The sequence below is a fragment of the Corallococcus llansteffanensis genome (assembly GCF_003612055.1).
GTDB lineage: Bacteria > Myxococcota > Myxococcia > Myxococcales > Myxococcaceae > Corallococcus > Corallococcus llansteffanensis.
This window is the reverse complement of the sequence record NZ_RAWB01000511.1, coordinates 1-7,222: the sequence shown is the minus strand read 5'-3', so window position 1 is coordinate 7,222 and position 7,222 is coordinate 1. Positions and strand designations below refer to the sequence as shown.

Genomic DNA, 7,222 nt, shown 5'->3' with positions numbered 1-7,222 from the left:
CGCCCGCCCGGCCCTGGAGGACGGGGCGCTCAGGGGCGCGGCCCCCCGGGCGGGGATTGCACCCGCACGCGCGCGTGAAGACCCTGCGGAAGGGCCGCCACTCCGGGGGCCCTGGCAGGGGGGCGCATGGACATCATCGACGTGCTCATCCAGCAGCACCGGGACGTCGAGGCCCTCTTCGAGGCCTACCGCGCCGCACCGGACGATGAGCGGCCGGAGCTGTGCGTGCGGCTGGCCGAGGCGCTCACGCTGCACAGCACCATCGAGGAGCGGTGGGTGTATCCGGTCGCCCGGAGCGTCGTCCACGGCTCGCGCATCGACTTCTCGGTGGAGGAGCACGGTGAGATGACCCAGCTGCTCTCCGAGCTGCTGCACGCCCGCTGGGACGAGCGCCGCAGGGAGACCACGGTGCGGCAGCTGGAAGCGGTGGTGGCGCACCACCTGGCGGAGGAGGAGCGGGATGTGTATCCCCGGCTCCGGAAGGTGGAGGAGGGGGCGTTCGGCCTGTCCAGCACGGAGCTGGCCCGCTCCGCCTCCGATGCGCGCCGGGAAGCGCTGCGCCAGCTTGCGGTGGCCGCGCCGCCGTGAGGCGGTGGCCGTCCGTCAGTCCGCGTCGGGCCGTGGCAGCGTGAACCAGAAGGTGCTGCCCTGACCGGGGGCGCTCACCACGCCCAGCTCGCCGCCGTGCGCCTGGACGATGTCGCGCGCGATGGACAGCCCCAGGCCCGCGCCGCCCGCGGGCGCGCCCGGCGCGCGGTAGAACTTCTCGAAGATGCGCGCCTGCTCCTGGACGGGGATGCCCTCGCCGGTGTCGCGCACCTCGAAGCGCACGAGGGCGCCGTCGCGCAGCACGCGCACCGCCACCTCGCCGTCCCGGGGCGTGTGCTTCACGCCGTTGCCCACGAGGTTGCCCAGCACCAATTGCAGCCGGTCCGGATCCACGTGCACCGTCTCCACGTCCGGCGACAGGGAATGGGACAGGCGCACGCCCCGGTCCTCGGCCACCGTGCGCTGGGCGTCCAACGCGTGCTCCAGCAGATCCTCCGTGCGCACCTCGCGCAGGTCCAGTTGGAGCTGGCCGGACTGGATGCGCGACAGGTCCAGCAGGTCGTCCACGATGCCCTGCAATCGCTCGCAGTCCTCGCGCGCCGCGAAGAGCAGGTCCGCCTGCTTCTCCGTCACCGGGCCCACGACGCCCTCGGCCACCAGGTGGATGGCCATTCGCAGGGACGTCAGCGGCGTGCGGAACTCGTGCGCCACCGTGGCCACCAGGTCGTTCTTCAACTCGTCGAAGCGCCGCAGCCGCGTCACGTCCTGGAGGATGAGCGTGGCGCCCACCACCTCCCCTGTCTCGCCGTGCACCGGGCTGCCGCGCGGCAGGAGCCACCGGCCGCCCTCCGGGGAAGACTCCACGCGCACCGCCTCCTCGTAGCCCCGGGGCTGGTAGGCACCACGGCCGCCCACGACGTGCGCGCGCACGCGCTCCAGCACCGCGCGCACCTCCGGCTCCACGCGGCCCAGCGCGTCCCCGCCCTCTTCCAGCTTGAGCCGCAGCACCGCCTCCGCCGCGGCGTTCACGTTGAGCAGCCCGCCGTCCGCGCCCAGCACCAGCACGGGATCCGGCAGGCTGTCGATGGCCGCCTGGGACACCGCCTGCGCCTGGAGCAGCTCGCCCAGGCTGCTGCGGCGGTACTGCCCCAGCCGCTCCGCCATGGTGTTGAAGTCCCGGGCGAGCTGCGCGATCTCATCCCGTCCCTCCACCACCGCGCGCGCCTCGACGTCGCCCTGCCCCAGCCGGCGCACCGCCTGAGACAGGACCGACACCGGCCGCAGCGCCCGCTGCACCAGCGACGTGGTGAAGAGCAGTCCGAAGCCCAGCGCCGCCGCCACCGCCAGCACCATCAGCGTGTTCACCTGCCCGCTCTGCTGGCGCAGCCGGTCGCTCTTGCGCACCATCGCGTCCTGGTTGAGCGCGAGGATGGCGGACGCGGACGCCTTCGCTTCCTGGAAGGCCGGTGAGAGGGATTCGAAGTAGCGCGCGCGGGACGCCTCCGGGTCGCGCTCCTGGAGGAACGCGTCGAACGCGGACTGGTAGCGCTTCCACGCGGCGCGCAGCCGCTGCGTCGCCTCCGCCTCGCCGGGCTCGGTGATGTTGCCCTGCTGGGTGGCGAGCTCCGACTCCAGCTTGGGGCGCTGCACGGCCTGCTGGGCGGCTCCCCGCTCGCGCTCGCCCGCGACGATGAAGAGGGCCGCGCTGTCCATGCGCTCCAGGTGTTCGGTGATGCGCTGGGTGGCGAGCACGCTGCGGTAGTTGTCCTCCAGCACCTGCTGCCCGGAGCGGCCCACGCGCGCCAGGGTGACGACGGCCAGTGTGCCCAGCAGCAGGAGCGCCAGCACCAGCGGCGCCTGGGCCAGCAGCAGGCGGGAGCGCAGCGTCATGGGCGCTTCTCCTCGTGCGGGGCCTCGAAGGACACGACGTGGATGTCGAAGCCGTCCCCCTCGCGCAGCAGGCGCGCGTCCGCGGTGAGGCCCAGTCGCTGACGCCACTTCGCCTGGTTCGAGCGTCCGATGATGATGTGGCCCACGCCATGCGAGCGGCCGAAGTCCAGCAGCGCCGCCACCGGGTCCTTCGCGCGCAGGCGCACCACCTCCGCGCCCAGCTCCTTCGCCATCTCGATGTTCGTCAGCAGGTGACGCTGGGCCTCCGCGTCGATGAGGTGTGGCGCTTCGCCGGGCGTCTCCACGTACACCACGAACCAGTCCGTGTTGAGGCGGCCCGCCATGCGCGAGCCCCGGCGCAGCAGCGTCGCCGCGCGGGGTGGCTGGCTGGACAGGGCCACCAGCACGCGGCCCCAGGCGCCTCCGGCTCCCTTCTGGGATGGGTCCTCGCCCGCGCGGGCCTGCTTGCCGGTGGTGGCGCGGTCCAGGCTCTCCGCCACCTCGCGCAGCGCCAATTCGCGCAGGGTGGAGAGGTTGTCGCTGGTGAAGAAGCGCTCCAGGGCGTGCGGCACCTTGTCGGGCGCGTAGATCTTCCCCGCCTTGAGCCGCTCGTGCAGGTCCTCCACCGCGAGGTCCAGGTTCACCACCTGGTCGGCGTTCTTGAGGAAGCTGTCGGGCAGCGTCTCCCGGACAGTGACGCCGGTGTTGCGCTCCACCAGGTCGTTGAGGCTCTCCAGGTGCTGCACGTTGAAGGCGCCAATGACGTTGATGCCCGCGGCCAGCAGCTCCTGCACGTCCTGGTAGCGCTTGCGGTGGCGGCACACGGGCAGGTTGGTGTGGGCCAGCTCGTCCACGATGGCCACCTGCGGCCTGCGCGCGAGGACGGCGTCCAGGTCCATCTCCTCCACCGTGACGTCGCGGTAGGTGCTGCGCTGGCGGGGCACGAGCTCCAGCCCCGCCACCAGCGCCTCCGTCTCCGGCCGGCCATGCGTCTCGATGAAGCCCAGCACCACGTCCACGCCGCGCAGCTTGAGCGCATGCGCCTCCTCCAGCATGCGGAACGTCTTGCCCACGCCCGCCGCGAAGCCGATGTAGAGCTTCAGCCGGCCCCGCCGTCCGCGCTCCACCAGCTCCAGGAAGTCTTCCGCGCGAGGGCGCCGCGTCGTCATGACAGGGGTTTCCTCAAGGGCCCGCGGCTTCCGCCGCGGAGGGGGGAACGGGTCCGCCGAACTGTCGGTCCATCGCGAGGTTCAACGTGAGCACGTTCACCCGGGGTTCGCCCAGCACGCCAAACGTCCTGCCTTCCACCTGTGACGCCACCAGCGCGTGCAAGCGGGCCGGATCCACCCCGCGCGCCCGCGCCACGCGGGGAACCTGCCACAGCGCGGACTCCGGCGACACGTGCGGATCCAATCCGGACGCGGACGCCGTCACCAGCTCGCCCGGCACGGGGCCGGGGGCCTCGGGGTTCTCGCGGCGCAGCCGGTCCGCCTCCGCCACCGCGCGGTCCCGGAGCTTCTGGGAGGTGGGCCCCATGTTGCTGCCGCTGGACGCCGCCGCGTCGTAGCCCGCGCCGGCGGCGGAGGGACGCGGCTGGAAGTAGCCGGGCCGCGTGAAGCCCTGGCCGATGAGCGTGCTGCCCACCTCGCGGCCCTGGTCGTCCTTCGCGAGCGACCCGTTGGCTTCGTGGGGGAACAGCACCTGCGCCACGCCGGTGACGACCAGCGGGTACATCACGCCCGTGAGGACCAGCGTGACGACGCTGGCGCGCAGGGCGATGAGGAGTGTGGAGAGCATGGGATTGCCAATTCCTTTCAGTTCAGGCCAGGCCCACGGTGGTGAGCAGCACGTCGATGACCTTGATGCCCACGAACGGGACGATGACGCCGCCCACCCCGTACAGGAGCAGGCTGCGGCGCAGGAGCGCCGCCGCGCCCAGCGGGCGGTAGCGCACGCCCTTCAGCGCCAGCGGGATGAGCGCCACGATGATGAGCGCGTTGAAGATGACGGCGGACAGGATGGCGCTGAACGGTGACGTCAGCCCCATCACGTTGAGCGGGGCAATCTGTGGGAAGACGCCCATGAACAGCGCCGGCAGGATGGCGAAGTACTTGGCCACGTCGTTCGCGATGGAGAACGTCGTCAACGTGCCGCGCGTCATCAGGAGCTGCTTGCCCACCTCCACCACCTCCAGGAGCTTGGTGGGGTTGGAGTCCAGGTCCACCATGTTGCCGGCCTCCTTGGCGGCCTGGGTGCCGGTGTTCATCGCCACGCCCACGTCCGCCTGGGCCAGCGCGGGCGCGTCGTTGGTGCCATCGCCCGTCATGGCCACGAGCTTGCCCTTGCCCTGCTCGGCGCGGATGAGCGCCAGCTTCGCCTCCGGGGTCGCCTCCGCGAGGAAGTCGTCCACGCCGGCCTCGCGGGCGATGGCCGCGGCGGTGCGCGGGTTGTCGCCCGTGATCATCACGGTGCGGATGCCCATGGCGCGGAAGCGGTCGAAGCGCTCCTTGATGCCGCCCTTCACCACGTCCTTCAGATGGATGATGCCCAGCACCCGCGCGCCGTCGGCCACGGCCAGCGGCGTGCCGCCCGCGTCACCGATGCGGCCCGACGCCTGGGCCAGCTCCTCCGGCACGGTGCCGCCCTGCTCCTTCACGTGGCGCACGAGGGCGTCCACCGCGCCCTTGCGGATGCTGCGCGGGTGCGGATCCACCAGGTCACAGCCGCTCATGCGCGTCTGCGCGGTGAAGGGCACGAAGGTGGCATGGTGCGCGCGCAGCTCCCGGGGGCGCAGCTTGTAGGTGTCCTTCACCAGGGTGACGACGGAGCGGCCCTCGGGCGTTTCATCCGCGAGGCTCGCGAGCTGCGCGGCCTCCGCCAGCTCCTCCACGCGCACGCCCGGCATCGGGAGCAGCTCCGTGGCCATGCGGTTGCCCAGGGTGATGGTGCCCGTCTTGTCGAGCAGCAGCGTGTCCACGTCCCCCGCCGCCTCCACCGCGCGGCCACTGAGCGCGAGCACGTTCTTGCGCAGGAGCCGGTCCATGCCCGCGATGCCAATGGCGCTCAGCAGCCCGCCGATGGTCGTGGGGATGAGGCACACGAGCAGCGCCACCACCGCCGTCCCGGACAGCGGCACGCCGGAGTAGAGCGCCAGCGGCACCAGCGTCACGCACGCCAGCAGGAACACCAGCGTGAGCCCCACCAGCAGGATGTGCAGGGCGATTTCATTCGGCGTCTTCTGCCGGGCCGCGCCCTCCACCAGTCCAATCATCCGGTCGAGGAACGACTCGCCCGGGTCCACGCTGATGCGGATGACGATGCGGTCGGACAGCACCTTGGTGCCGCCCGTCACGGCGGAGCGGTCGCCACCGGACTCGCGGATGACGGGGGCGGACTCGCCGGTGACGGCGGACTCGTCCACGCTGGCGATGCCCTCCACCACGTCGCCGTCGCCGGGGATGACGTCGCCCGCCTCGCACACCACGCAGTCACCCTTGCGCAGGGCAGGCGCGCCCACGCGCTCCTCGCTTCCGTCGTCCTTCAGCCGGCGGGCCTGGGTGTCCTGACGCATCCGGCGCAGGGCGCTCGCCTGGGCCTTGCCGCGGCCTTCCGCCACGGCTTCGGCGAAGTTGGCGAAGAGGACGGTGAACCACAGCCACAGCATCACCGACACGGTGAACCAGAACGGTGCGCTGTCGTGCCGAGGGGCCACCGCGTCCTTGAAGACGAACACGGTGGTGAGGAGGCTGCCGGCCCAGACCACGAACATCACCGGATTGCGGGCCACGTCGCGCGGGTGGAGCTTCTTGAAGCTCTCCCACACGGCGGGCTTGAGCAGCGTCGGGTCCAGCAGCGACGCCTGCCTGGAAGCGGGGGCCATGGTCAGTACACCTTTCCGGCCGCGCCGAGGAAGTGCTCGACGATGGGACCGAGTGACAGCGCGGGGAAGAACGTCAGCGCGCCGACGATGAGGACGACGCTCACGAGCAGGCCGGTGAAGAGGACGCCTTCGGTGGGGAAGGTGCCGGGCCCGGGGGCCACGACCTTCTTGCCCACGAGCGAGCCCGCCAGCGCCAGCACCGGCACCATCATCAGGAAGCGGCCCGCGAGCATCGACATGCCCAGGCTGACGTTCCAGAACGGGGTGTTGGCGTTGAGGCCAGCGAAGGCGCTGCCGTTGTTGGCGACGCCGCTGGTGAACGCATACAGGATCTCCGACAGGCCATGCGGCCCGGCGTTGTTGAGGGACGACGTGCCCTGCGGGAGCACGACGCCCACCGCGGACAGGCCCAGGATGGCCAGCGGGAAGACGAGCACGTACAGCATCGCGAGCTTCATCTCGCGCGCTTCGATCTTCTTGCCGAGGAACTCCGGGGTGCGGCCCACCATCAGGCCGGCGATGAACACCGCGAGCACGGCCATCACGAGGATGCCGTACAGGCCAGCCCCCACGCCCCCGAAGATGACCTCGCCGAGCTGCATGTTGACGAGCGGCACCAGCCCGCCCAGCGCGGTGAAGCTGTCGTGCATGGCATTGACCGCGCCGCACGACGCGTCGGTGGTGACGGTGGCGAACAGCGCGGAGGCCGCGACGCCGAATCTCGCCTCCTTGCCCTCCAGGTTTCCGTCCTGGACGACCTGGGCGGAAGCGAGGGCGGGGTTGGGCTGGGACTCGGCGGCGTAGCTGGCGGCGACGCCCCCGAGGAAGAGGACGGACATGGCGGCGAAGAGGACCCAGCCCTGCTTCGTGTCGCCGGTCATCTTCCCGTAGGTGTGCGTGAGG

The 7,222-nt window shown here is 71.6% G+C and carries 6 protein-coding genes; 1 reads left to right on the top strand and 5 read right to left on the bottom strand.

Annotation, left to right across the window (positions count from 1 at the left end):
• Positions 1 to 126: 126 nt before the first annotated feature.
• Entirely contained in the window at positions 127 to 588 is a 462-nt protein-coding gene (locus D7V93_RS33585; RefSeq protein WP_120647262.1) for a hemerythrin domain-containing protein, read from the top strand.
• A 15-nt stretch (positions 589 to 603) separates the two neighbouring features.
• On the opposite strand, the gene D7V93_RS33580 is transcribed toward D7V93_RS33585, so the two are convergent.
• The 5 genes from D7V93_RS33580 to kdpA all read right to left on the bottom strand — a co-directional run.
• Complete coding sequence (locus D7V93_RS33580) at positions 604 to 2,439, bottom strand: sensor histidine kinase (RefSeq protein ID WP_120647261.1); 1,836 nt, start codon at positions 2,437 to 2,439, stop codon at positions 604 to 606.
• Positions 2,436 to 3,608, bottom strand: a complete 1,173-nt coding sequence (locus D7V93_RS33575) for a sensor protein KdpD (RefSeq protein ID WP_120647260.1) — start codon at positions 3,606 to 3,608, stop codon at positions 2,436 to 2,438. The genes D7V93_RS33580 and D7V93_RS33575 overlap by 4 nt, the downstream gene beginning before the upstream one ends.
• A 13-nt stretch (positions 3,609 to 3,621) precedes the next feature.
• Positions 3,622 to 4,236 (bottom strand): potassium-transporting ATPase subunit KdpC, encoded by a 615-nt coding sequence (gene kdpC / locus D7V93_RS33570; protein WP_120647259.1) that lies wholly within the window; start codon positions 4,234 to 4,236, stop codon positions 3,622 to 3,624.
• Positions 4,237 to 4,258: 22 nt separating this feature from the next.
• Positions 4,259 to 6,319, bottom strand: coding sequence for a potassium-transporting ATPase subunit KdpB (gene kdpB / locus D7V93_RS33565; RefSeq protein WP_120647258.1), 2,061 nt, complete (start codon positions 6,317 to 6,319; stop codon positions 4,259 to 4,261).
• Between the two features lie 2 nt (positions 6,320 to 6,321).
• A partial coding sequence (kdpA, locus tag D7V93_RS33560) for a potassium-transporting ATPase subunit KdpA (protein WP_120647257.1) occupies positions 6,322 to 7,222 on the bottom strand: 901 nt, incomplete at its 5' end.